The 23,663-nt window shown below is 65.1% G+C and carries 20 protein-coding genes, 3 pseudogenes, 1 riboswitch and 1 other annotated feature; of the genes and pseudogenes, 16 read left to right on the top strand and 7 right to left on the bottom strand.

Annotated features, from left to right (window positions below):
- Positions 1–55: 55 nt before the first annotated feature.
- A riboswitch (cobalamin riboswitch) is annotated at positions 56–254 on the top strand.
- A 153-nt stretch (positions 255–407) separates the two neighbouring features.
- The 10 genes from XAN126_RS0118870 (at position 408) to XAN126_RS0118825 (ending at position 11,500) form a co-directional block, all read left to right on the top strand.
- Positions 408–3,269 (top strand): ribonucleoside-diphosphate reductase subunit alpha, encoded by a 2,862-nt coding sequence (locus XAN126_RS0118870; RefSeq protein ID WP_051460638.1) that lies wholly within the window; start codon positions 408–410, stop codon positions 3,267–3,269.
- A gap of 23 nt (positions 3,270–3,292) precedes the next feature.
- Positions 3,293–4,411 (top strand): ribonucleotide-diphosphate reductase subunit beta, encoded by a 1,119-nt coding sequence (locus XAN126_RS0118865; protein ID WP_024280132.1) that lies wholly within the window; start codon positions 3,293–3,295, stop codon positions 4,409–4,411.
- A gap of 282 nt (positions 4,412–4,693) precedes the next feature.
- Complete coding sequence (locus tag XAN126_RS27950; protein WP_197024063.1) at positions 4,694–5,047, top strand: hypothetical protein; 354 nt, start codon at positions 4,694–4,696, stop codon at positions 5,045–5,047.
- Between the two features lie 107 nt (positions 5,048–5,154).
- On the top strand, positions 5,155–5,280 hold the full coding sequence (locus XAN126_RS29315; RefSeq protein WP_280938293.1) for a hypothetical protein: 126 nt from the start codon (positions 5,155–5,157) through the stop codon (positions 5,278–5,280).
- Positions 5,277–6,047 carry an ABC transporter ATP-binding protein gene (locus XAN126_RS0118855; RefSeq protein WP_024280131.1) on the top strand — a complete coding sequence of 257 codons (771 nt, stop codon included), beginning with the start codon at positions 5,277–5,279 and terminating at the stop codon, positions 6,045–6,047. Before XAN126_RS29315 ends, XAN126_RS0118855 begins: the two co-directional genes overlap by 4 nt.
- Positions 6,044–6,916 carry a metal ABC transporter permease gene (locus tag XAN126_RS0118850; protein WP_024280130.1) on the top strand — a complete coding sequence of 291 codons (873 nt, stop codon included), beginning with the start codon at positions 6,044–6,046 and terminating at the stop codon, positions 6,914–6,916. The genes XAN126_RS0118855 and XAN126_RS0118850 overlap by 4 nt, the downstream gene beginning before the upstream one ends.
- 18 nt (positions 6,917–6,934) lie before the next feature.
- Positions 6,935–7,831, top strand: a complete 897-nt coding sequence (locus XAN126_RS0118845) for a zinc ABC transporter substrate-binding protein (protein ID WP_024280129.1) — start codon at positions 6,935–6,937, stop codon at positions 7,829–7,831.
- A 98-nt stretch (positions 7,832–7,929) separates the two neighbouring features.
- Positions 7,930–9,057 carry a formyltransferase gene (locus tag XAN126_RS0118835; protein WP_155982351.1) on the top strand — a complete coding sequence of 376 codons (1,128 nt, stop codon included), beginning with the start codon at positions 7,930–7,932 and terminating at the stop codon, positions 9,055–9,057.
- The gene (locus XAN126_RS0118830; RefSeq protein WP_024280127.1) at positions 9,051–10,679 is read left to right on the top strand and encodes a formylmethanofuran dehydrogenase subunit A; all 1,629 of its coding nucleotides are present in this window, start codon (positions 9,051–9,053) and stop codon (positions 10,677–10,679) included. The genes XAN126_RS0118835 and XAN126_RS0118830 overlap by 7 nt, the downstream gene beginning before the upstream one ends.
- 17 nt (positions 10,680–10,696) lie before the next feature.
- Entirely contained in the window at positions 10,697–11,500 is an 804-nt protein-coding gene (locus XAN126_RS0118825; RefSeq protein WP_024280126.1) for a formylmethanofuran dehydrogenase subunit C, read from the top strand.
- Positions 11,501–11,671: 171 nt separating this feature from the next.
- Here XAN126_RS0118825 and hisI read toward each other — a convergent pair whose 3' ends face one another.
- Together hisI and folE are read right to left on the bottom strand one after the other, a co-directional pair.
- Positions 11,672–12,163 carry a phosphoribosyl-AMP cyclohydrolase gene (gene hisI / locus XAN126_RS0118820; protein ID WP_024280125.1) on the bottom strand — a complete coding sequence of 164 codons (492 nt, stop codon included), beginning with the start codon at positions 12,161–12,163 and terminating at the stop codon, positions 11,672–11,674.
- A complete protein-coding gene (gene folE, locus XAN126_RS0118815; RefSeq protein ID WP_029877410.1) occupies positions 12,160–12,795 on the bottom strand; it encodes a GTP cyclohydrolase I FolE in 636 nt (211 codons plus the stop codon). Before folE ends, hisI begins: the two co-directional genes overlap by 4 nt.
- 101 nt (positions 12,796–12,896) lie before the next feature.
- Between folE and XAN126_RS0118810 the strand changes: the two genes are divergently transcribed.
- The 3 genes from XAN126_RS0118810 (at position 12,897) to XAN126_RS0118800 (ending at position 15,851) form a co-directional block, all read left to right on the top strand.
- Positions 12,897–13,388 carry a Fur family transcriptional regulator gene (locus tag XAN126_RS0118810; protein WP_024280123.1) on the top strand — a complete coding sequence of 164 codons (492 nt, stop codon included), beginning with the start codon at positions 12,897–12,899 and terminating at the stop codon, positions 13,386–13,388.
- Positions 13,389–13,466: 78 nt separating this feature from the next.
- Positions 13,467–15,407 (top strand): threonine--tRNA ligase, encoded by a 1,941-nt coding sequence (gene thrS / locus XAN126_RS0118805; RefSeq protein ID WP_024280122.1) that lies wholly within the window; start codon positions 13,467–13,469, stop codon positions 15,405–15,407.
- A gap of 33 nt (positions 15,408–15,440) precedes the next feature.
- The gene (locus XAN126_RS0118800; RefSeq protein WP_024280121.1) at positions 15,441–15,851 is read left to right on the top strand and encodes a VOC family protein; all 411 of its coding nucleotides are present in this window, start codon (positions 15,441–15,443) and stop codon (positions 15,849–15,851) included.
- 123 nt (positions 15,852–15,974) lie between these two features.
- Here XAN126_RS0118800 and XAN126_RS29310 read toward each other — a convergent pair.
- Positions 15,975–16,178: pseudogene (locus tag XAN126_RS29310) on the bottom strand (VOC family protein); the annotation flags it as partial.
- A 208-nt stretch (positions 16,179–16,386) separates the two neighbouring features.
- Positions 16,387–16,749 (bottom strand): antibiotic biosynthesis monooxygenase, encoded by a 363-nt coding sequence (locus XAN126_RS0118790; protein WP_155982350.1) that lies wholly within the window; start codon positions 16,747–16,749, stop codon positions 16,387–16,389.
- Positions 16,750–16,914: 165 nt separating this feature from the next.
- On the opposite strand from XAN126_RS0118790, the pseudogene XAN126_RS27940 reads away from it, so the two are divergent.
- Positions 16,915–17,475: pseudogene (locus XAN126_RS27940) on the top strand (IS30 family transposase); the annotation flags it as partial.
- A gap of 24 nt (positions 17,476–17,499) precedes the next feature.
- On the opposite strand, the pseudogene XAN126_RS0118780 reads toward XAN126_RS27940, so the two are convergent.
- The 3 genes and pseudogenes from XAN126_RS0118780 to XAN126_RS0118765 form a co-directional block, all read right to left on the bottom strand.
- A pseudogene (locus tag XAN126_RS0118780) lies at positions 17,500–18,449 on the bottom strand (IS3 family transposase); the annotation flags it as partial.
- Positions 18,049–18,165, bottom strand: a sequence feature (AL1L pseudoknot). It overlaps the preceding pseudogene by 117 nt.
- 73 nt (positions 18,450–18,522) lie before the next feature.
- The gene (locus tag XAN126_RS27285) at positions 18,523–19,332 is read right to left on the bottom strand and encodes an AraC family transcriptional regulator (protein WP_081762697.1); all 810 of its coding nucleotides are present in this window, start codon (positions 19,330–19,332) and stop codon (positions 18,523–18,525) included.
- A 45-nt stretch (positions 19,333–19,377) separates the two neighbouring features.
- Entirely contained in the window at positions 19,378–20,055 is a 678-nt protein-coding gene (locus tag XAN126_RS0118765) for a GntR family transcriptional regulator (RefSeq protein WP_024280117.1), read from the bottom strand.
- A 195-nt stretch (positions 20,056–20,250) separates the two neighbouring features.
- On the opposite strand from XAN126_RS0118765, the gene XAN126_RS0118760 reads away from it, so the two are divergent.
- Both XAN126_RS0118760 and XAN126_RS0118755 read left to right on the top strand, forming a co-directional pair.
- Positions 20,251–22,368: a 3-hydroxyacyl-CoA dehydrogenase NAD-binding domain-containing protein gene (locus XAN126_RS0118760; protein ID WP_024280116.1), complete on the top strand. Its 2,118-nt coding sequence runs from the start codon at positions 20,251–20,253 to the stop codon at positions 22,366–22,368.
- 76 nt (positions 22,369–22,444) lie between these two features.
- Positions 22,445–23,632: an acetyl-CoA C-acyltransferase gene (locus XAN126_RS0118755; protein ID WP_024280115.1), complete on the top strand. Its 1,188-nt coding sequence runs from the start codon at positions 22,445–22,447 to the stop codon at positions 23,630–23,632.
- Positions 23,633–23,663 lie beyond the last annotated feature (31 nt).

Here is a 23,663-nt window from a genome sequence, read left to right as displayed (position 1 = left end):
CGTGCGGGAGGGGGCTCCGCAGGCGCAAAGTATTGACATTGCCGCCGCAGTGGCCACTAAATCTGGTGGTCACGGTCTCTCGACTCGCAAGATCGAGAGCTAAGAGGGAAGCCGGTCCAAAGCCGGCGCTGCCCCCGCAACTGTAAGCGGCGAGTTCTTGTCCACCCATGTCACTGAGGCCCAATGGCCTTGGGAAGACGGACAAGAATGATGACCCGCGAGCCAGGAGACCTGCCGCGACACCAGTACGTCCACGGGCGGGGTGTCCCGGTGAGGCGCTTGCTGCGGGTGGCGTGCGCCTCCCCCTGTCCCGGCATGCGTCCGCCTGCTCTCCGTCCCCACATTCATCGGGGATGATGATGCCAGCGACAGCCGAACGCCACGCCAATGGCAGCCACAGATTTTCCATGCCGGCCCCTGACGTTGAAGCGGTCGCCAGCGCGCCCGGCTATCAGCTCATCCGCCGCAATGGGGCGGTCACGCCGTTCGATGCCGCCAAGATCGCGGTGGCCCTGACCAAGGCGTTCCTGGCCGTGGAGGGACAGTCGGCTGCCGCGTCCCGCCGCATCCACGACATTGTGGCCGGGCTCACCGACCAGATCGTGGCGAACCTCACCCGGCGCCCCGATATCGGCCGGACCTTCCATATCGAAGACGTGCAGGACCAGGTGGAACTGGCCCTCATGCGCGGGGAGCATCACAAGGTCGCCCGCGCCTATGTGCTCTATCGGGAGGAGCGAGCGCGGGAACGCGCGAAGGCCCTCGCCGCGGCGCATCCGGGCGGTGGTGCCGCCGCCGTGCTGCATGTGAGGACCTCCGACGGCGTATTGGTGCCGCTGGATGCCGGCCGCCTCTCAACCGTCATCGGCGAGGCCTGCGCCGGGCTCGACGGCGTCTCGGCCGCCGCGGTGCTCAACGAGGCGCGACGCAACCTCTATGACGGCATCTCGCTCGATGAGCTGGCGCAGGCGCCCATCCTGGCGGCGCGCACGCTGGTGGAGACCGAGCCGAACTATTCCAAGGTCAGCGCGCGCCTCCTGCTGGACAAGCTGCGCCGCGAGGCCCTGAGCTTTGTCGCCGGCCGGCCGGAACAGGCGACGCAGGCCGAGATGGCGGAGCGCTACGGCGATTATCTCGGCGCCTATGTGCGGACCGGCATCGCCAATGACCTGCTCGATCCCGAGCTCGGTCGCTTCGACCTTTCCCGGCTCGCTGCCGCCCTCAAGCCGGAGCGGGACCTCGCCTTTGACTATCTGGGCTTCCAGACGCTCTACGATCGCTATTTCCTGCATGTCTGCGGCACGCGCTTCGAGCTGCCACAGGCCTTTTTCATGCGTGTCGCGATGGGCCTCGCGTTGCGCGAGATCGACCGGGAGGCGCGGGCGATCGAATTCTACGATCTCCTCTCCTCCTTCGACTTCATGGCCTCGACGCCGACTTTGTTCAATGCCGGGACGCTGCGCGCCCAGCTCTCCTCCTGCTTCCTCACCACGGTGGCGGATGACCTCGACGGCATCTTCAAGGCGGTGAAGGACAATGCGCTGCTCGCCAAATATTCCGGCGGCCTCGGCAATGACTGGACCCGGGTGCGCGGCCTCGGTGCCCACATCAAGGGGACCAATGGCGAGAGCCAGGGCGTGGTGCCGTTCCTGAAGGTGGCGAACGACACCGCCATCGCGGTCAACCAGGGCGGCAAGCGCAAGGGCGCGGTCTGTGCCTATCTGGAAACCTGGCATGTGGACATCGAGGACTTCCTCGACCTGCGCAAGAACACGGGCGATGAGCGCCGCCGCACCCATGACATGAACACCGCAAACTGGGTGCCGGACCTGTTCATGGAGCGGGTGGAAGAGGACGGTGCATGGACCCTGTTCTCCCCCGATGAGACGCCCGATCTCCACGACCTTTACGGTCCGGCATTCAAGACCGCCTATCTCACCTATGAAGCGCGGGCAGCGCGGGGCGAGATGAAGGTCTTCAAGCATCTGCGGGCGCTCGATCTGTGGCGGCGCATGCTGACCATGCTGTTCGAGACCGGCCATCCGTGGATCACCTTCAAGGACCCGTGCAATATCCGCTCACCCCAGCAGCATGCGGGCGTGGTGCATTCCTCCAACCTGTGCACCGAAATCACGCTGAATACCTCGGACGACGAGGTGGCGGTCTGCAATCTCGGCTCGGTCAACCTGTTCTCCCATATCGCCGATGGCCGCCTGGATATGGAGAAGCTGGCGCGCACGGTGCGCACCGCCATGCGCATGCTGGACAACGTCATCGACATCAATTTCTACACCATCCCCGAGGCGCGCCGCTCCAACCTCCGGCATCGTCCCGTCGGCCTCGGCATCATGGGCTTCCAGGATGCGCTTCAGGCGCTTCGCCGCCCCTACGGTTCGGGCGCTGCGATGCGTTTCGCGGATGAGAGCATGGAGGCGATCTCCTTCCATGCCATCTCCGCCTCAGTGGATCTCGCTGCCGAGCGCGGGCGCTATCCGAGCTTCCCGGGCTCGCTCTGGTCGCAGGGCATCCTGCCCATCGACTCCCTCGAACGGCTCGCCGAGGCGCGCGGCGGTGCGGATTTCGACCGGTCGCGGACCCTCGACTGGGACAGCCTGCGTGCGCGGGTCATGGAGACCGGCATGCGCAATTCCAACTGCATGGCCATCGCGCCCACGGCCACCATCTCGAACATCTGCGGTGTCAGCCAGTCCATCGAGCCGGCGTATCAGAACCTCTATGTCAAATCGAACATGTCGGGCGACTTCACCGTGGTGAATGCCGCTCTCGTCCATGACCTCAAGGCGCGGGGGCTCTGGGACGAGGTGATGGTCTCCGACCTCAAATATTTCGATGGCAGCCTGGGCGAGATCGTCCGCATTCCGGACGACCTGAAGGCGCTCTACGCCACAGCCTTCGAGATCGATCCCGCGTGGCTCGTGGAGGCGGCCGAGCGTCGTCAGAAATGGATCGATCAGGCCCACTCCCTCAACCTCTACATTGCCAGTCCCTCCGGCAAGAAGCTCGATGAGCTCTACCGCTTGGCTTGGAAGCGGGGGCTGAAGACGACCTATTATTTGCGGGCGCGCTCGGCCACCCACGTGGAGAAGTCCACGCTCAAGGGCACCGACGGCAAGCTCAACGCCGTCGCCGCCACGGTTCCGCCCGCCGTAGCGGCTTTCCCCGCAGCCATTTCCGGCGAAGCTGTCGACAGCGAAGCGTGGGGCAACGCCTGCGCCATCAACGATCCCACTTGCGAAGCCTGCCAGTGACCGGCGGACAAGGACAAGAAACCATGCTCGACTGGTCTGACACCAAGCCTCAGCCCGCCATCATGCCCGGCATTCCGGCCGGTCCCTCCGAAGCCACCGGCCTCGGTGAGATCGACCGCAACGGCGCCCGCGTCTCCGTGGACGAGAAGCGCATGATCAATGCGCGGGCCGACGTGAACCAGCTCCTGCCTATGAAATACCATTGGGCGTGGGAGAAATACCTGTCCGGCTGCAACAATCACTGGATGCCGACAGAGGTGTCCATGCAGGCGGACATCGCGCTCTGGAAGTCGCGCGACGGCCTCACCGAGGACGAGCGGCGGATGCTAAAGCGCAATCTCGGCTTCTTCGCCGCCTCCGAGAGCCTGGTGGCGAACAATATCGTGCTCGCCATCTACCGCCACCTCACCAACCCCGAATGCCGCCAGTATCTTTTGCGGCAGGCGTTCGAGGAGGCGATCCACACCCACACCTTCCAGTACATCGTCGAAAGCCTCGCTCTGGACGAGGGCGAACTGTTCAACATGTATCGGGAAGTGCCCTCCATCACCGACAAGGCGGCGTGGGCACTCAAGCACACCCAGAGCCTCGACGATCCGGAATTCCGCACCGGCACACCGGAGGCGGATCAGAAATTCCTGCGCGACCTCGTGGCCTTCTACGTGGTGTTCGAAGGCATGTGGTTCTACACGGGCTTCGCCCAGATCCTCTCCCTCGGCCGCCGCAACAAGATGGTCGGTATCGCCGAGCAATATCAGTACATCCTGCGCGACGAGAGCATCCATCTGAACTTCGGCATCGACGTGATCAACCAGATCAAGATCGAGAACCCGCATCTCTGGACCAAGGCCTTCCAGGACGAGGTGCGCGGCATGCTGAAGGATGCGGCAGAGCTCGAGGCGGCTTACGGCCGGGACACCATGCCTCGCGGCCTGCTCGGTCTCAATGCCGCGCTCTGTGAGCAGTACATGCACTTCATCGCCAACCGGCGCTGCGCGCAGCTCGGCCTCGCACCGGTCTTCGCAGAGGCGGAGAATCCCTTCCCCTGGATGAGCGAGGCCATGGACCTGAAGAAGGAGAAGAACTTCTTCGAGACCCGCGTCATCGAATATCAGAACGGCGGTGCGCTCGCCTGGGATTGAGCGGGTTCTCGGCCGCTGAGACAGGTGGAACCGGCGTGGAGGCGAGTTGTGCGCAAATTTCCACCTTCGCTTGTCGTCAGTCTCAGGGAGGAGAGCGCCGAGATCCTCTATCTTCTGGGAGACGAGGAGCGGATCGTCAGGGTGTTCGGATGTGCGGTCCGTCCCCCCCAAGGCGCGAAAAGGAAAGGCCGAGCGTAGCTATTTTCACGTCTGCCGATCCCGAAAATTCTCGCGCTTCAACGAGACCTCGTTCTGACCTTTTCCGATCTTCAACCGGAGGGCGTGGCGGCGCTCATTTCTTATTCTCCAGCCCGGTTCCCACGGGAGTTCTTCTTCCGGGACGACGCGGCACCGATCAGTGCCAATGCCGCCAACTTCCGGAGCCTCACGGCGATGTCGGCGCGAGAGCGCGATGCGGCGCTCGCCGCCGGTTCACTGGCCTTCGAGATGTCAGTCTGGGTGCGGGAAAGGTTCGTTCTGCCGCAGCCAGACCTGCTCGATCTCAGCCATGAACGCGATCCCGCTGGAGCCGCGCGTGCGTTATGCCGGCATTGGGCGATCACTGAGCGGTACAGCGTTGATTGTTATAATGTATCGATTGCCTTGAGGCCTATTCAGACTCCAAATTTCCTTTAGGGAACAATGGGGTGTGGAGATATTTGCTCACCGCGGATGTCGATTTGATGTTGATATAATATATCTTTTAGGTCTATGGTCCGGCCAGCAGCGAATGGAATTTCCGCGTGGCCAACCCTGATCCCTTCCTCTCGTCCCTGATCGCGCAGACGTCGCTTCACCGCCTCGTCGGGGTCGTCGGTATCCTCGTCGCGCTATGGCTGGCCATCTTCTGGGCGGTCTCGCTGCCATGAGCCCGGTTCAGAGCCATCTGCCGGCCATCCGCTTCGAAAATGTCACGGTCGCTTATGACCGCCGTCCGGCATTGCACCATCTTTCAGGAGCGTTCGAACCGGGCAGCCTCACCGCCATTGCGGGGCCGAACGGGGCGGGAAAATCCACTCTGCTGAAGGCTTTGATGGGCGAGTTGCGGCCGGCCGAGGGCGTCATCGACCGGGGCGGGCTGTCGGTGGGCGATCTGGGCTATCTGCCTCAGGCCGCCGAGATCGACCGCCAATTCCCCTTGAGCGTGGCGGATACGGTCATGCTCGGCGCATGGCAGCAGATCGGCGCCTTTGGCGGCGCCACCCGCGAGGTGGCGCACCGTGCGCGGCAGGCCCTGAGTGCGGTGGGCCTTAATGGTTTCGAGCGCCGTCACATCGGCGCGCTGTCGACGGGGCAGTTCCAGCGCGTGCTGTTCGCCCGCCTGCTGCTTCAGGACGCCAAGGTGATCATTCTCGACGAGCCCTTCACGGCCATCGACGCGCGGACCACGCGTGATCTTCTGGCCCTCGTGCATGGCTGGCATGGCGACGGGCGCACCGTGATCGCCGTGCTGCACGATTTTGACCAGGTGCGCGCCCACTTCCCCAGCACTCTGCTGCTGGCGCGCGAGCCCATCGCCTGGGGCCCCACCGAGAGCGCGCTGTCGGCGGTGAACCAGCTCCGGGCGCGCGCCATGGCCGAGAACTGGGATGAGAATGCGGAGCCCTGCGAACGCGGTCAGAGGGGGGCGGCATGAGCCTTTATGCGATCCTCGTTGCCCCCTTCGTTGAATACGGCTTCATGCGCCGCGCGCTCATCGCCTCCGTCGCCCTCGGGCTTGGGTCCGGGCCGGTCGGCGTGCTCCTGATGCTGCGGCGCATGAGCCTCGTGGGCGACGCCATGAGCCATGCGGTGCTGCCGGGCGCGGCCATCGGCTTTCTCGTCGCCGGCGGATTGTCCCTGCTCGCCATGGGAATGGGCGGCCTGGTCGCTGGGCTCAGCGTTGCCTTGCTCTCCGGTCTCGTCAGCCGCACCACGGCGCTGAAGGAAGATGCGAGCTTCGCCACCTTCTACCTGACCTCGCTGGCGCTGGGCGTGCTGATCGTGTCCCTGCGCGGCTCCAATATCGATCTGCTGCACGTGCTGTTCGGCACCATCCTCGCGATCGATGCGGAGGCGCTCTATCTGGTGGGAGGCATCGCCTCTTTGACCATCATCATCCTAGCCGTGGTCTATCGCCCGCTGGTCGCCGAGTGCTTCGATCCGGGCTTCCTGCGCGCCGTGGGCGGGCATGGCCCCTTTTATCACTTCCTGTTCCTGCTGCTGGTGGTCGTCAATCTGGTCGCCGGGTTCCAGGCCCTCGGCACGCTGATGGCGGTGGGCCTGATGATGCTGCCCGCAGCCATCGCCCAGCTCTGGGCGCGCACCCTGCCGGCCATGGTGGTGGTGGCCGCCGCGGTGGCGGCCCTCTCCGGCCTCATCGGCCTGCTGCTGTCCTATCACCTGCGCTTCGCGTCCGGACCGACGATCATCCTTACGGCGAGCATGATCTATGGGGCCTCCCTGCTTATCGGCCCGGCCGGCGCCCTGCGACGCCTCTTTCAGCGCCCTCATCTTGCGGGCTAATTCTATGGAGACTTGCTCATGAGCACAAAACGGCTCCTTCTTGCGCTGGCGGGCTCTGCCGTGTTCAGCCTGGCAACGGCGGCGATAGCCTCCGCCAAGACCATAGATGTCGTGGCCAGCTTCACTGTCCTCGCGGACGTCGTGAAAAACGTCGGCGGCGAGCATGTGAACGTCAAAAGCCTGGTGCCGCCCAATGGCGACCCCCACGAGTTCGAGCCCTCGCCCGATGACGCCAAGGCGGTGAAGGCCGCGGCGGTGACGTTTCTCAGCGGCGATGGCCTTGAAAATTGGTTCGAGCGTCTGACGAAAGCCTCGGGCACCACGAACAAGCCCGTCATCGTGTCGACTGGCATCAAGACCCACAAGTTCGAGGAGGAGGGCAAGAAGGTCACCGATCCCCACGTCTGGAACAGTGCCGCCAATGTGGTGATCTGGGTCGCCAACATCGAGCAGGCGCTGGCCAAGGCGGACCCGGAGGATGCCGCAGCGTTCAAGGCCAATGCCGAGCGCTACACGAAGGAGCTGACGGACCTCGACGCGTCCATCAAGGCCAAGTTCGCGCCCATCCCCAAGGATAAGCGCAAGGTTCTGACGAGCCATGACGCCTTCGGCTATTATGGCCAGCAATATGGTGTGACCTTCCTGTCGCCCATCGGCGTGTCGACCGAAACCGAGCCCTCCGCCGCCGATGTGGCGCACTTGATCGACCAGATCAAGAAGGAAGGCATCAGGGTCTATTTCTTCGAGAACTCCAACGATCCGCGGCTCATCAAGCAGATTGCCACAGCCACCGGCGCCCAGCCCGGCGGCGAGCTCTATCCCGAGGCGCTCTCGGCCGCCGGTGGCCCCGCCCCGACCTACATCAAGCTGATGCAGTACAATACGGACCAGATCGTCGGGGCCATTTCGAAGTGAATCTGAATTAAATTCACGCCGCTTGAAGCTGCGGGGGCTTCAGGCGGCGGCTTTTTCCGAAGAGCGCGAGAATGCGCCGGTCGATTTTGGAAATGCCCATGTCCATTCCCTCCTTACCCCAGAAATCCATCTCGGCTACCCGCGACCATCCTGGTGCCTGGATCGGCGGGCGCCCTGCCATTCCTGAGGATGCGATTGCTGTGCTCGGCGCGCGGCTCGCGAAGGCACGTGCGCCCGTGATCGCCGGCCTCGGCGGCGAAGTGGAGACGGCACGTGCCGCATGCCGCCTCGCCCTGGCCACGGGCGCCTCCCTCGACGGTGCCGATCTGAGCGGCCTTTATGCCGAACTGGCGGCGCTCGCCACTGCAGGAGTTATGGCGACCACGCCGGCCGAGGCCCACGCCCGTGCCGATCTCATCCTGCTCGTGGGCCACGCGGCGGGCCATCCGCTGGTCGATTTCGTCACTGCTGGCGCCCCTTCCCGTCAGCCCGAAGGCACCCTGCGCCAGATCTTCACGCTCGGCTCGGAGCGGACCGGCGCGCAGGTCGTGCCCGCGTCGGTGGGGCAGTCCGATCCGACGCTCCCCAATACCACTCTCCCCAAGGCCCTTGGGCTGCTTAGGGCGGCGCTGGCGGGCCGGCCCGCCGCGCGCCCCGAGCACGGGGCGCTGGTTGGGGCGCTCCAGGCCGCGTGCTTCGGCGTCGTTCTCTACGACCCCGCCGAGCTCGGCGAGATGGGGGTGGACATGGTTCAGGGGCTGGTGCGCGATCTCAACGTAACCACCCGCTTCTCCACCTGCGCCCTCGTCGCGCCCGAAGCCCGGCTGGCTCAATCGGTCACCGCCTGGACCTTGGGGCAGGCGCCGCGCAGCGGCCTGGGACGCGGCTTTCCCCAGCACGACCCCTGGCGCTTCGATGCCGAACGGCTGGTGCGGTCCGGGGAGGCGGACGCGCTGCTCTGGGTGGCCCCCTCGACCCCTCTGCCCGGCTGGGCCCGGCGCCTGCCGGCCGCCGCTTTCCTGTCCGACCCCACCGGTGACGAGGCCGACATCGTGATCGCCATCGCCGCACCGGGCCGGGAGACGGCCGCCGTGGTGTGGGACGAACAGCGGGCCACCATGGCCTTCTGCCCCGCTGCGGCACCCGACACGTCCCGACCGGTTACGGCGAGGCTGCTGGATACCCTTTGCGAGCGCGTGACCTTGGAAAGGGGGCAGTCATGCTGACGCTCATTCGTGGCGGTCGCGTCATCGATCCTGCCTATGGTCGCGACGGCATAGGCGACATCTGGGTGGAGGGCGCGCGCATCATCGCCACCCCCGGCCACCGCGCACCCGACCGGGTCGTCGATGCCACCGGCATGGTGGTGATGGCCGGCGCCATCGACGTGCATTCCCATATTGCGGGTGGCAACGTCATCCTGTCGCGCCTGCTGCTGCCGGAACTGCATGTCAACGAGCTGGGCGATCCCAATCTGCCCTTCGGCTCGGCGCGCGGCCCGGCGGCCGAGACCGGCCGGCTCTATGCCCGCATGGGCTACACCACGGTGATCGAGCCTGCTTTGCCGCCCTCCGCCGCCCTCGCCACCCATCTGGAGCTGGAGGACGTGCCCTTTATCGACCGAGGGGCACTCTCCGTGGTGGGCAATGACGATCAGCTCCTTGCCCTGCTGCGCGCGGGGGAAAGCCGCGATGCCCTGCGCGACCTCACGGCTCAGACCCTGGCCCTCTCCCGAGGACTGGGGCTCAAGGTCATCAATGCCGGCGGGGCGGCGGCGTTCAAGGAGAACGTGCGCGTGTTCGACCTCGACGATGAGGTGCCGAGCTATGGCCTGTCCTCGCGGCGCATCCTCACCTCGCTGCTGGAGGCGCGCGAGGGCGTGGGCGTGCCCCATCCGCTGCACGTCCATTGCAACAATCTAGGCGCGCCCGATGCATTCAAGACCATGATCGAGACCATGCGCGCGGCGGAGGGGCGGTCCATCCATTTGGCCCATGCGCAGTTCTATGCCTATGCCGCCCATGCGGCGGGAGGCATCTCTTCCGCCGCCGAAACCTTGTGCGCGGCGCTGGCCGAGCATCCCAACGTGACGCTGGACGTGGGCCAGGTGGTGTTCGGCCAGACCTGCACCATTTCCCTCGACATCCTGCGCCAATTTTCGGCCCGCAATGCCGCCGACCCGAAGAAATGGATCATCGTGGATGGCGACGCCGAGGGTGGCGGGCTGGTGCCGTTCAACTATCGGCGCGGAAGCGTCTTCAACGCCCTGCAATTCATGATCGGGCTGGAGATGTTCCTGCTCAGCCCCGATCCATGGCGGGTGCTGCTCACCACCGACCATCCCAATGGCGGCCCCTTCACCGCCTATCCGCGCCTCATCCATCTCCTGATGGACAAGGCGGAGAGGGATGCCGAGGTGGCCGGACTGCCGGAACGGGCCCGCACGCGCTCCGGCCTTGGGGCCATCACGCGCGAGTTCACCCTTCCCGAGGTGGCCATCATGACCCGCGCCGCGCCGGCTCGCCTGCTGGGCCTTCCCGACCGCGGCCATCTGGCGCCGGGTGCGCAGGCCGACATCGCCCTTTATCGCGACCAGGCGGACCGGACCGCCATGTTCTCATCCGCCGCCCTGGTGCTCAAGGATGGCGAGACCATCGTGCGCGACGGCAATGTGGTCGCCCTCCACAAAGGCCGCACCCTGACCCTGGCGCCCGACATGGACGGCGCCATGGCGCGGCGCTCGGAGGCCTACCTTCAGGCGCGGTTCGGCCGCGGCCTCGACAGCTTCCGCGTGCCGGAGGCGGCCTTCTCGCGGGATGCATTCGCCTCCCAACCCTGCCGCGCCTGAATGGACGTGATGACGCCATGCCCGCTTTGACCTTCACCCTCAAGGCGCCGCCGCCCGAGCGCCTGGATCTCTCGCCTTTGGTGCCCGAACGGCTGAACGGGCTCGATGCCGCCCGGATCGAGCGCATCACCATCGGCACCAGCCGGCTTGCCCTCACGGTGGCGGACCTGTTCACCCTCGCCGGAGACGATCCCTCCGAGCTACGCTTCGAAGGCGGATCGGAGCGGTTCGACCAGGTGGGCGCGAACCTCGCCAGCGGGCACATCCACATCGACGGCGACGTGGGCCAGCGCTGCGGGCTCGACATGACCGGCGGCACCATCGAGGTGCGCGGCAGTGCCGGCCCCTTCGCCGGTGCGGGGGCGACGGAGGGGCGCATCGTCATTCACGGCGATGCCGGCGAGAAGGCCGGCGGCGCCGTCCATGGCGGGCGCTACGGCCTTGCAGGCGCGACCCTGGTGATCCACGGCAATGCCGGGCCCCGGGCCGGCGACCGCATGCGCCGGGGCATGCTGCTGGTGGGAGGGTCGGCCGGCGATCACGCCGGCTCGCGCATGATCGCGGGCACCATCCTTGCCCGCCGCGTGGGGGCCGAGCCGGGGCTCGGCATGCGCCGCGGCACCATCGCGGTGGGGGCCCATGGCACCCTCACCCCTACATTCATGCCCTCCGGCTCGGGCGACCTCATCTTCATGCGGCTGTTGCGGTCTGCCGTGGCGAAGCATCATGCGGATCTCGCCGCAATGCTGTCCAACGACCCCTTCCGTTTCGTGGGCGATCAAGCCGCCCTCGGCAAAGGCGAAATCCTCGTGTGCGGATAGTCACCTTTAGAGCATTTTCGAGCGAAGTGGGAACCGGTTGGCGTGAAGGAAATGCGTAGAAACAAGGAGATATAGCGTTTCTGTGGTTTCGCGAAACACTGAAACGCTCTAGCTAGGCACGGCGCCATTCATCGGGGCGCCCGTTTCCGCTCTGGGGGCACCCGCTTCCACTCAAAGCCGGGTGGGGTTGGGCGCGTCGCCATAGACCTGGGAGGGATCGAAAACCTTGCCCGCTTCCTTGAAGCTCAAGGTCACCGGCTCGGTGGGCGCGCTCGTGTCCACCGCCCGATAGAAGCAGGACGGATAGCCCACATGGCAGCTTGCCCCACCGGCGACCACCACCCGCAGCCAGACCGCATCCTGATCGTCATCGATGCGGATCTCGACCACCTTCTGCACGAGGCCGCTGGTGGCGCCCTTGTGCCAGAGGCTGTTGCGGCTGCGGCTCCAATAATGGGCCTCGCCGGTCTCGATCGTGCGCAGCAGGGCCTCGGCGGTCATGACCCCTATCATGAACACCTCACCGGAAGCGGCGTCGGTGGTGACCACGGGGACAAAGCCGTCCGGCCCGAATTTCGGTGCCAGCACGGTGCCTTCCTCCACCTGCGCGACGGACAGGCGCTCAGCGAAGGCGGCGGGGCGGGACTTGTCCCGTGGGTTCATCCGAAACGCTCCTTGTTCTGGCCGATGGATGCGAGGAACTCGCCGCGCAGCACGGCGTCGGTGCGGAAGGCGCCGAGAAGGCGTCGGGTCACCATGGTGACGCCGGGCTTGCGGATGCCGCGGGTGGTCATACATATGTGCGCGGCCTCGACCACCACCGCGACGCCCCGCGGCCGCAGAACCTGATCGATGGCGGCGGCCACCTGCGAGGTGAGAGTCTCCTGAATCTGGAGCCTCTTGGCATAGACCTCCACCACCCGCGCCAGCTTGCTGATGCCCACCACCCGGCCGGTCGGCAGATAGGCGACATGCGCCTTGCCGATGATGGGCACCATGTGGTGCTCGCAATGGGATTCGAAACGCATGTCGCGCAGCACGATCATGTCGTCATAATCGTTCGTCTCCTCGAACGTGCGGGCGAGCAGGTCCAAGGGATCAAAGCCGTAGCCCGAAAAGAATTCCTTATAGGCGCGCGCCACCCTCGCCGGCGTGTCCACCAGCCCTTTCCGCTCGGGATCATCGCCCGCCCATTCGATGAGGACGCGAACGGCCGCCTCCGCCTCGGCGCGCGACGGGCGCTGCCTTTCGCCGGGGCCTCTCAGCCGTGCGGTCCCGATCACTCCTGAACTCATCGACTGTCCTCACCTCGCGTGCAGGGAAGATTGCCGCCTAACACGTAATGATATAATGTATCAATTAAATCCTCGCGCAGCGTTCTCCCACGGAGTTGGACATGTATGTCCCAGCCGATCGCAGCCCAGCCGCCATTGCCGCCGCGCTCGCCGAGGTCGAGCGGGCTTGCGTCGCGCGGGGGCAGAGATTCACGAAGATGCGGCGATTGGTGCTCGAAGTCCTCTGGCGTTCGGAGCAGCCGGTGCGGGCCTATGATCTGCGCGGCCGATTGGAGCAGCAGCTGCAGCGCCGGCTCGTTCCGCCGACGGTCTATCGTGCCTTGAACTTTCTGATGGAACAGAAGTTCGCCGCCCGACTCGAGAGTCGCAGCGCCTTCGTGCCCTGCGCCCATCCGGAGCAGCATCACGCGGGCATGTTCTTCATTTGCGAGCATTGCGGCACCTCGGCGGAAATCGACGACTCCAAGGTAGAAGTTCTGTTCGCGCATCAGGCGGCGACGCTCGGCTTCCATATCGCGCGGCGCGTTGTCGAGTTGCAGGGCACCTGCGCCACCTGCGCATCGAATGCCAAAGAGGCTGGCACCGCCGGCTGATCGACTTTCGCCCGAATGAGCCTTCAGCTCCGGCCCGCGGCACGGGGCGTTTCATCTATGACATCACGAGGTTTCTCCATGGTGCGCATCACCCTTCCCGATGGGTCGCAGCGCGTGTTCGCCGCACCGCTCACCGGCGCCGCCCTTGCCGCTTCCATCGCGCCGTCGCTGGCCAAGAAAGCCGTGGCGATGAAGGTCGACGGGCGCCTGCGCGATCTCGTGGACGAACTGGCCGAGGACGCGCGGGTGGAGATCCTGACCCGGGATAACCCCGCCGCCCTGGAACTGATCCGCCACGATGCGGCCCACGTGCTCGCCGAAGCGGTGCAGGAGCTGTTCCCCGGCACGCAGGTGACCATCGGGCCGGTGATCGAGAACGGCTTTTTTTACGACTTCGCCCGCGAGGCCCCCTTCACGACCGAAGACCTGCCGGCCATCGAGGCACGGATGCGCGAGATCATCGCTCGTGACCAGCCCATCACCAAGGAGGTCTGGAGCCGCGACCAAGCCAAGGCCTTCTTCGCCGCCCGGGGCGAGCACTTCAAGGTGGAGCTGGTGGATGCCATTCCGGCCGAAGAGCCCATCACCCTCTATCGGCAGGGCGCATGGCTCGATCTGTGCCGCGGGCCGCATATGCCGTCCACAGGCGGGATCGGCTCCGCCTTCAAGCTCACCAAGGTGGCTGGCGCCTATTGGCGGGGCGACTCGACGAAGCCCATGCTGACCCGCATCTACGGTACCGCCTTCGCCACGAAAGAGGACTTTTCGGCCCACCTCCACATGCTGGAGGAGGCGGAAAAGCGCGACCATCGCCGGCTCGGGCGGGAGATGGACCTCTTCCACTTCCAGGAGGAGGCGCCCGGCTCCGTGTTCTGGCATCCCAAGGGCTGGACCCTGTTCCAGACCCTCATCGGCTACATGCGCGCCCGCCAGGCCCAGACCGGCTATCTGGAGGTGAACACGCCCGACATCATGGACCGGACCCTGTGGGAGACCTCAGGCCACTGGCAGAATTATCGCGAGCACATGTTTACCACCAAGACCGAGGACGAGCGCGATTTCGCTTTGAAGCCCATGAACTGCCCCGGCCACATGCTCATCTACAAGCAGGGGCTGAAGAGCTATCGCGACATGCCGCTGAAGATCGCCGAGTTCGGCAAGGTGCACCGCTATGAGCCCTCTGGCGCGTTGCACGGGCTCTTGCGGGTGCGCTCCTTCACCCAGGACGACGCGCACATCTTTTCCACCGAGGGGCAGCTCACGGACGAGTGCATCAAGGTCAACGACCTGCTCTTGTCCATCTATGAGGATTTCGGCTTCACCGATGTCCGCATCAAGCTGTCGACGCGCCCCCCGCACCGCATCGGCTCGGACGCCTCCTGGGATCTGGCGGAGGCCTCGCTGCGCCACGCGCTCGACGAGCTGGGCCGACCCTATTCCATCAATGAGGGCGAAGGGGCCTTCTATGGTCCCAAGCTCGAATATGTGCTGCGCGACGCCATCGGCCGCGACTGGCAATGCGGCACCCTACAGGTGGACTTCAACCTGCCGATGCGCTTTGGCGCCTTCTACATCAATGCCGAAGGGCAGAAGGTGACCCCGGTCATGCTGCACCGAGCCATGTTTGGCTCGCTGGAGCGGTTCACGGGCATCTTGATCGAGCATCATGCCGGGCGACTGCCTCTGTGGCTGGCGCCGGTGCAGGCGGTGGTGGCCACCATTACGTCCGACGCCGATGACTATGCGCGCACGGTCGCCGGACAGCTTCGCGCTTTCGGGCTGCGGGTGGAGACAGACCTGCGCAACGAAAAAATTCCCTACAAGGTGCGCGAGCACAGCCTCGCCAAGGTGTCCGTGCTGCTGGTGGTGGGCAAGCGCGAGGCGACGGAGAAAACCGTTTCCCTGCGCCGCCTGGGGGACCAGGCCAGCAAGACACTGCCCCTGCGCGATGTCCTCAGCCTGCTGTCGAGCGAAGCGCGAGGGCCAGGGACGAACTGCACCTTTCGCCCGGCAGCGTGACAAGCGCACTCTCCACTGAAGGCAGCACCTATGTTGTTCAGTCACATCATCATTGGCGCACGCGATCTCGATCGCCTCGCCGCGTTCTATGCAGCGGTGGTCGGTCCCCTGGGGCTGGAACGTGCGCAGTCCGAGCCCGAAGGCGGCCCTGACGGGGTGTGCTGGCATCCGGCAGGGCGCGAATGGCCTCAGTTGTGGGTGCAATACCCGTTCAACGGGCTGCCCGCCACCTGGGGCAACGGCATGCAGATCAGCCTCGCCGCGCCTACTCCGGCCGCCGTTGAAGCCGCATGGCGCGCCGCGCTTGATCATGGAGGGATAGACGAGGGCGGGCCGGGGCTGCGACCCCATTATGGCGCCGATTATTTCGGCGCCTACGTCCGCGACCCGGAGGGGAACAAGCTGTGCTTCGTGCACACCGCCCGACTGGCGGCCGGAGGCTAGCACCCAACGCCCGCGGCCCTCCAAGGCGCGACGGTTGCTCAAATATTGCGAGCCGCGGTCGCCATGATGCACTACGCGTAGACAATGCCCGGCATGCCATGCGCGCCGGACAGCAGCCGCATCGTCCAGACCAAACCAGCGCGGGCGCCCCGGCGCTTCTGCGTCGGGATCAACGGTAATGACCTCCAAGAACAGGTCGCCGCCCAAGCGAAGCAGTAGATTATATATTCCCATTTCGGGATGACGCCCTCCGAACGGCATATCGATTCCGAGTATATCGAGAAGATATTTCGTGCCTGCTTCGAGATCTGGGGCGATGATTGTCAGATGGTCGAGGCGAAAGTCAGTTTTGCTTTCTTCCGCTTGCGGAGGTTATTCAGCGCATGAAGCGGTCTGGTGAAAATGCGAAAGCATCGCCCTAAGACGCGGCGGATTTCGGCGTTGCGCAGCCCATGCGCAACGCGGCGGTGATGATCTATCAATTCAGTCGTAACGAGCGGCTGACGAACAGATGACCGTCTCGGAGGTACGGGCGTCATTCCACACCGGCCTTGCTCTCCCACGTGCGACCGCTGATGACGCTGCATATCTGATACTTGAAGGTGCTGAAGAATTTCGTGAAGCCGAGCTTCTTAGCTTCACGGTGTTCGGGATGGATTTTCCACTCGTGAAGCGCCTCTTCGGATTCGAATTCAACGATGGTTACTTGCTCGCCATCCTCGACAACAAACCCATTATGGGAAATATAGCCTGGAATACCTCGGGCTAATTCGCTCATGTACCGGGCCATCGGACCATATTCATCCTGAGTGCCAGGAGCGAGACGGGAGCGGAATACGGTGACAATCATCAAAGAAGCGCTCTGGAACCAGAATAACAACCGAGCTGCATCTTTCACGCGACGCAGCAATTCCAGATACAGATGACTCTCACGGCGACATAAGGCAAATGCATTATTTCTATTGTAATTATGCTTGAAATGGAGTTTCTTCGAGCTTTGCCGTCAACTCGGCAACAAGCCATTCCATGGCCAATTCGAACCGGCTGGGCATGGCGCTTCGGATCGCCAGAGATCGTGATCAGCCAGTGTCCGGCTGAGGCATCCGATCGGGCAATTCCGGGCCACTGGGAGGGCGATCTTATTCTGGGGCTGGACAGTTCTGCGATCGGCACGCTGGTCGAACGCACAACGCGCTTCACGATGCTGTTGCATCTGCCACGACTGGACGGCCATGGGGAGGCGCCACGGGCCAAGAATGGACCGGCCCTCGCAGGTCATGGTGCGGAGGCTGTTCGCGACGCAATCACGCGCACCATCGTGACCCTGCCTCAGACACTGCGTCGCTCACTGACCTGGGACCAAGGCGCCGAAATGGCACAACTCGTGACGCTCAAGATCGACACGGGCATCCAGATCTACTTCTGCGATCCTCAGAGTCCGTGGCAGCGTGGCACCAATGAGAACACGAATGGACTGCTGCGCCAGTACTTTCCAAAGGGTACGGATCTGAGCGCACACAGTGCCGAAACGATCGCCGCCGTTGTTGCAACCCTCAACGCCAGGCCCAGAAAAACCCTCGGCTGGAAGAGCCCAGCCGAAGCACTTGACCAGTGGTTAGAATAGGACGGAACATAGCTGTTGCGACTACCGATTGAATCCGCCTTGCGCGCCGCGGTCGCTATGGTGCACCAGGCCGCCGCGATGAGCGGGCCGTCGCTCGTGAAGAGCCTGCTCCAATGCATCCAGCACAAAGCTGGCATGGGCTGTCCGGCTCACCCGCCAGCCGACGATGCGGCGGGCATAGGCGTCGATCACGAAGGCCACGTAGACGAAACCCGACCAGGTCGACACATAGGTGAAGTCCGACAGCCAAAGCCTGTTCGGTGCCGGGGCATGAAAGACCCGGTTCACATGATCGAGCGGGCATGGCGCCGCCTTGTCCCGCACAGTGGTGCGGACCGGCTTGCCGCGGATCACGCCGGCGAGGCCCATGTTCTGCATCAGCCGCTCGACGGTGCAGCGCGCCACATCGAACCCCTCGCGCATCATCTGTCGCCAGACCTTGCGCGCTCCATAGACCTCGAAGTTCTCGGTGAACACGCGCTCGATCTCCGGGCGCAGAACCTTGTCTCTCTGTGTCCGTGCCGGGCACTTCGAGGGATCAAGCCGCCGGGCGACATGCGCATGATAGGTCGATGGGGCGATCGGCAGCACCTTGCAGATCGGCTCGACCCCATACGCACCGCGATAATCGTCGATGAACGCGATCATGTCTTCGACCGGCGGTCGAGCTCCGCCAGGGCGAAATACGCCGACGCCTTGCGCAGGATCGCGTTCGCCTGCCGCAGCTCCCGGTTCTCGCGCTCAAGCGCCTTCAGCTTCGCGGCCATGTCCGTCGACACGCCGGCCCGATTGCCGGCATCCACCTCGGCCTTCTTCACCCACTCGTTCAGCGAGTGCCCCGAGCAGCCGATCTTCGCCGAGATCGACAGGATCGCCTGCCAGCGGGACGGATACTCATGCGCGTGATCCAGCACCAGCCGCACCACCCGCTCCCGCACCTCGGGGGAGAACTTGTTCGTCGTCTTGCCCGTCATGGCTCCACCTTCTCAGGAGTTGGAGCCTCCGGCAAACCCGGAGCGGTTCAGGCCGCCGGAGTGCCTGCTCATTCTATCGCGGCCGGAGTGTATAGCCCTCGCCGGTCGCAACTTGAAGCTCACGCAGCCATTCGCGGATGGATCGAGGTTGCAGGCCGAAGATCCGGCGGATCGACCTGCTGAAGTGGCTTGAATCGGGATAGCCAAGATCCAGGGCTACATGGGTGAGGCTTCCGGGGCGGTTTGCATAGTCCAGAAAGCGGCGCGCCTGTTTCCAGCTCCTGAATGCCCGGAATGAGACGCTCGCATTTTCTTTGAAAAGATGAAGAAAGCGAGAGACGGATAGGCCAGATATCTGTGCACACTCGTCAGCAGTCAGTATTTCATTTCTGACATCTTCGCATATTATATCGAAAACCTGCCGTAGGCGTGTATCGACGGGACGCATGGGAAAGCTGCGGCTGAAAAAATGCCTGTCGAAGTCCTCCACCGAGAATCCATTGAAGCCGGAGACCCTCTTAATCTCCCGGTGGGCATCCCGCAAATGCGCGGCGAGCCGTGCCCCGCGGACGGGATCGCTGATCTCCTCGAACAGAAATTGCATGTCTGCAGTGGCAATGGTCTCGGCTTCGATGCAGATTTTGATGATCCGCCCGCAGCGGGCACGGATGTGGTGGTCGGTGAACGGCGTGAGGGCAAAAATACTGCGTTCAGTCCAAGATTGACCGTTGGCCGCTATATCGAAATCCGCGGAGGGCGCGACATAGATGACGAAGGCCCCCATGCTCCGTGGCTTCTTTGGAGTTGCATAAATTCCGCTGTAACACAGACGCTCGCGCCCGATGAGCATCGCATTGGCGTGATTGCCGGCATGAATAGGCATCTTCCTCTCCGCAGGCTGTTCGCGCGCTCTCTCGGAGGCCGACAGTCATTTTCTGTTGATCTTGTGCTTGGCGCTCGTTGCTTCCCGGATGTGATCGCGGATCGCGCTCTCCGCCGCCGCCCCATTTTGCGCGAGAATGGCTTCGGCGATCCGCCGGTAGTTGGCGAAACGCTTGGCATTGGGCAGGGAATAGACCCGGCGGATGAGGTGGGCCTGAAGCCCCGGTATGATCCTGCGAAGCTCCTTGTTCTCCGAAAGCACCGTGATGGCGTGGTAGAACTTGTTGCGCGCCTTGATCCCCTCGAAATCATTGAGCACGTGCTGCTGTTCTTCCACCTTTTCCCATGAGGCACGGAACCTCGACCGATTGTCGCCCCGGTCGATCCGTTCGGCGCATTGGCGGGCTGCGAGCCCCACGGATACTTCCAGCACGGCGATCACATCCTCGGTCTCGGCCGCCGTCAGCTTGCGGATTTGCGCGCCCCGATAGGGCAGGACCTCGACGATGCCGGCGGTCTCCAGGCGCCGGATCGCCTCCCGTACCGTGCTGCGGCCGACGGCGAACTCGACCGCGAGGTCGGGCTCGACCAGACGCTGTCCTGGCACGTACCGGCCCTCGTAGAGGCCGCGCACCACGGCGTGCACCAGCTTCTCCGAGGCATTGTAGGCCCTTGCGCCCTCGATTCCGGGGCGGGGCGAGAACGCTCGCAGGGTTTCGGTCATCGCCTCCGGCTCGCAAGGACCCATCAGACCAGGCGCGACGATGGTGCCTGCAGGTCGCGCTGGCAAGCGGAATCGTCAGACGAAATAGTTTCAACTCTTGCGGCGCCATCCGCCGGTTGGCATAGCCAGTCCGCGCAAGATGGCAGGCGGCATCGTTCTTATTGAAACACCCTCGTGAGATACGAGGAGCCCTTGATGGTCGGTCGCGCCATGCTGGTCCGGGACGGAGAGATCGCCGTCCTGCGCATCGACAACCCGCCGGTGAACGCGCTGTCCCGCGACACCCTCACCGACATGGCACGCGCCTTCGAGGCCTTCGAGGCCGACGCCTCGTTCACCGCGCTGGTCATCACCTGCGCGGGGCGGACTTTCGTCTCCGGCGGCGACATTGCCGCCTTCGCGGACGAGGCGTTCTCCACGAAGCCCTTCAACACGCTGCTCGAACGCATCGAGGCGAGCCCGCGCCCCGTGGTCGCCGCGCTGTTCGGCACGGTGCTGGGCGGCGGGCTTGAACTCGCCCTGGCGTGTCACTTTCGTGTGGCGGCGCCCGCCACCCGCCTCGGCCTTCCGGAAATTTCGCTCGGTCTCCTCCCGGGGTCGCTTGGCACGCAGCGCCTGCCCCGGTTGACGGGTGTGAAGGCGGCCTGCCGGTTGATCTCCTCCGGCGCGCCGATCTCCGCGGGCGAGGCGGGTGGCATCGGCCTCGTCGATCAGATCGCCGATGACGTCTCTGGGGCCAGCCGAGAGGCGGCGCTGGCCCTGGCTGCGGAGGCTGGTGCCTTGCGCAGGGCCAGCACGCTCGCAGTGCCGGACGCGCAGGATGTGGCCGCGGTGCTGGAGATGGCACGGGAAGAGGCGGCGCGACGTCCCCACCTTCCTGCACTTTCCGGCCTCGAACGCTGCCTGGACGCTGCCGTCCGCCTCCCGTTCGCAGAAGGGGACAAAGTGGAAGCCGAGACCTTCCGCGCGCTGCTGAAGAGCCCGCAGTCGCGCGCGCTGCGCCACCTCTTCTTTGCCGAGCGCGCGGCGCAGCGCATTCCGGACCTGCCGGCCGATACCGCGCTCCGCCCGATCCAGAAGGTCGGCATTGTCGGCGTCGGCACGATGGGCGGCGGCATCGCCATGGCCTTTGCCGATGCAGGCTTCCCCGTCACGCTGGTGGAGACCTCGCAGGAGGCGCTCGATCACGGCACCGGCCTTATCGCGAGGAGCTATACCGCCGCGGTGACGCGCGGAAAGCTCACGGAGCGCGAGGCCGCGGCACGGTTTGCCCGCACGGCCGGCAGCACCGGCTTCCGCGCGCTTGCCGACGTGGATTTGGTCATCGAGGCCGTCTTCGAAGATCTGCAGTTGAAGCTCGACGTGGCCGAAAAGCTCGGGCGCGCCTGCAAGCCCGGCGCCATCATCGCCACCAACACCTCCACCCTGGACGTGGATCGGATTGCCGCTGCAAGCGGGCGGCCGGCCGATGTCCTCGGCACTCATTTCTTCAGTCCCGCGCACATCATGCGGCTCCTGGAGATCGTGCGCGGCACACAGACGGCGCCTGACACGCTGGCGACCGTCCTGAAGCTCGCCCGCACCATCGGGAAGACCGCCGTGGTCAGCGGGGTATGCTACGGCTTCATCGGCAACCGCATGGCGGAGGTCTACGGCCGCGAGAGCGAGGCCCTGCAATTGGAGGGGGCCTCGCCGGCCCAGATCGATGGCGTCGCCGAGTCGCCCCGATGGCTCGGCATGGCCATGGGGCCGAGCCGCATGCTGGACATGGCGGGCGTGGATGTGGGCGCCCGCACGGTGATCGAATGGATCGCCTCGGGGGCAGGCCCCAGGGACCCGGCCTACCGGGCCATGTGCCGCACGCTCTTCGCCACCGGCGACTACGGCCAGAAGACCGGCAAGGGCTACTATCAATACGACGGTCGGCGGGCCGTTCCCTGTGACGACACGACCGCCCTCGCCATCCAGCTCGCCCAGACGCACGGCATCCGGCGTCGTCCCGCAATCAGCGAGCAGGAGATTTTCGAACGCCTGCTCTACCCGATGGTGAATGAGGCGGCGCAGATCCTGGACGAAGGCATCGCCTACCGGCCTGGCGACATCGATGTGGTGTGGACCGCAGGCTACGGCTTTCCCAGCTGGCGGGGCGGGCCGGTCTTCATGGCCGACGAGATCGGCCTGCCCACCATCGTGGAGCGCCTCGACCACTATGCGCAGACGCTGGGCAACGCGCACGGCTACTGGAGCGTGTCCCCGCTTTTGCGCCGGCTCGCCGCCCAGGGCCGGCGCCTGACGGACTGGCGGCGCAGTTGAGCACTGCCCCGAGGTCTTCCCCCCACCTTCGCCCCGGCAGCTTGTCCGGCGTGAGCCTCTTCAGACAGGAGCTTCCATGAAAGAAGCCGTCATCGTCGCCACTGCCCGGACCGGCATCGGCAAGGCCTATCGCGGCAGCCTCAACGCCACGAAGTCGCCCACCATGGGCGGGCACGCGCTGAAGCACGCGGTGCTGCGCGCCGGCGTCGCGCCGGAGGAGATCGAGGATGTGGTGTTCGGCACCGTCCTGTCGGCGGGAACGGCGGGCATGAATGTGGCGCGCAACATCGTGCTCGCCGCTGGTCTCCCGGTCCAGGTGCCGGCGCAGACCATGGACCGCCAGTGTGCCTCGGGCCTCATGGCCATCGCCACCGCAGCGAAGCAGATCGTGGTGGACGGCATGGCGGTGGTGGGCGCAGGCGGGCAGGACAATGTCTCCGCCGTCCAGGACCGCTATTTCGCCTGGGTGCAGGATGAGACCGATCCGTCGGTGGTTGCCCACACGCCGCATGCCTACATGCCGATGCTCAAGACCGCGGAATTCGTCGCGGAGAAATACGGGATCAGCCGCGAGCAGCAGGACGCCTATGCGCTGGAGAGCCAGAAGCGCACCGCCGCCGCCCAGGCGGCCGATCTGTTCAGGGACGAGATCGTGCCCTTTGAGACGGTGATGCACGTGAAGGACAAGGCCGCCGGCGCCGTCTCCGAAGTGCCGGTGACGCTCGACCGCGACGAGGGCAACCGGCCCGGCACGACCCTTCAGGGCCTGGGCCACCTTTCCGCGGTCATCGCGGGGGGCTCTGTCACGGCGGGCAATGCCTCGCAGCTCTCCGACGGCGCCTCGGCGTGTATCTTGATGGAGGCGAAGCTGGCCGAGCAGCGCGGACTTCAGCCTCTCGGCATCTATCGCGGAATGGCGGTGGCGGGCTGCGCCCCGGAGGAGATGGGCATCGGCCCGGTCTTCGCCATTCCCAAGCTGCTGAAACAGCACGGCCTCAAGGTCGATGACATCGGCCTGTGGGAGCTGAACGAGGCGTTTGCGGTGCAGGCGCTCTATTGCCGCGACCGTCTCGGCATCGATCCCGCACGTTACAACGTGAACGGTGGCGGCATCTCCGTCGGCCATCCCTATGGCATGAGCGGGGCGCGCCTCGTCGGCCATGCCCTGCTGGAGGGGCGCCGGAGGGGGGAGCGGTTCGCCGTCGTCACCATGTGCATCGGCGGCGGCATGGGCGCCGCCGCCCTCTTCGAGATTCACCGCTGAACCCGCATGAGGCACGGTGGCTCCGTCCTCG

This window comes from Xanthobacter sp. 126 (assembly GCF_000526175.1).
In the GTDB taxonomy this organism is placed as follows: Bacteria; Pseudomonadota; Alphaproteobacteria; order Rhizobiales; family Xanthobacteraceae; genus Xanthobacter; species Xanthobacter aminoxidans.
This window is presented reverse-complemented; position numbering and strand designations above follow the sequence as displayed.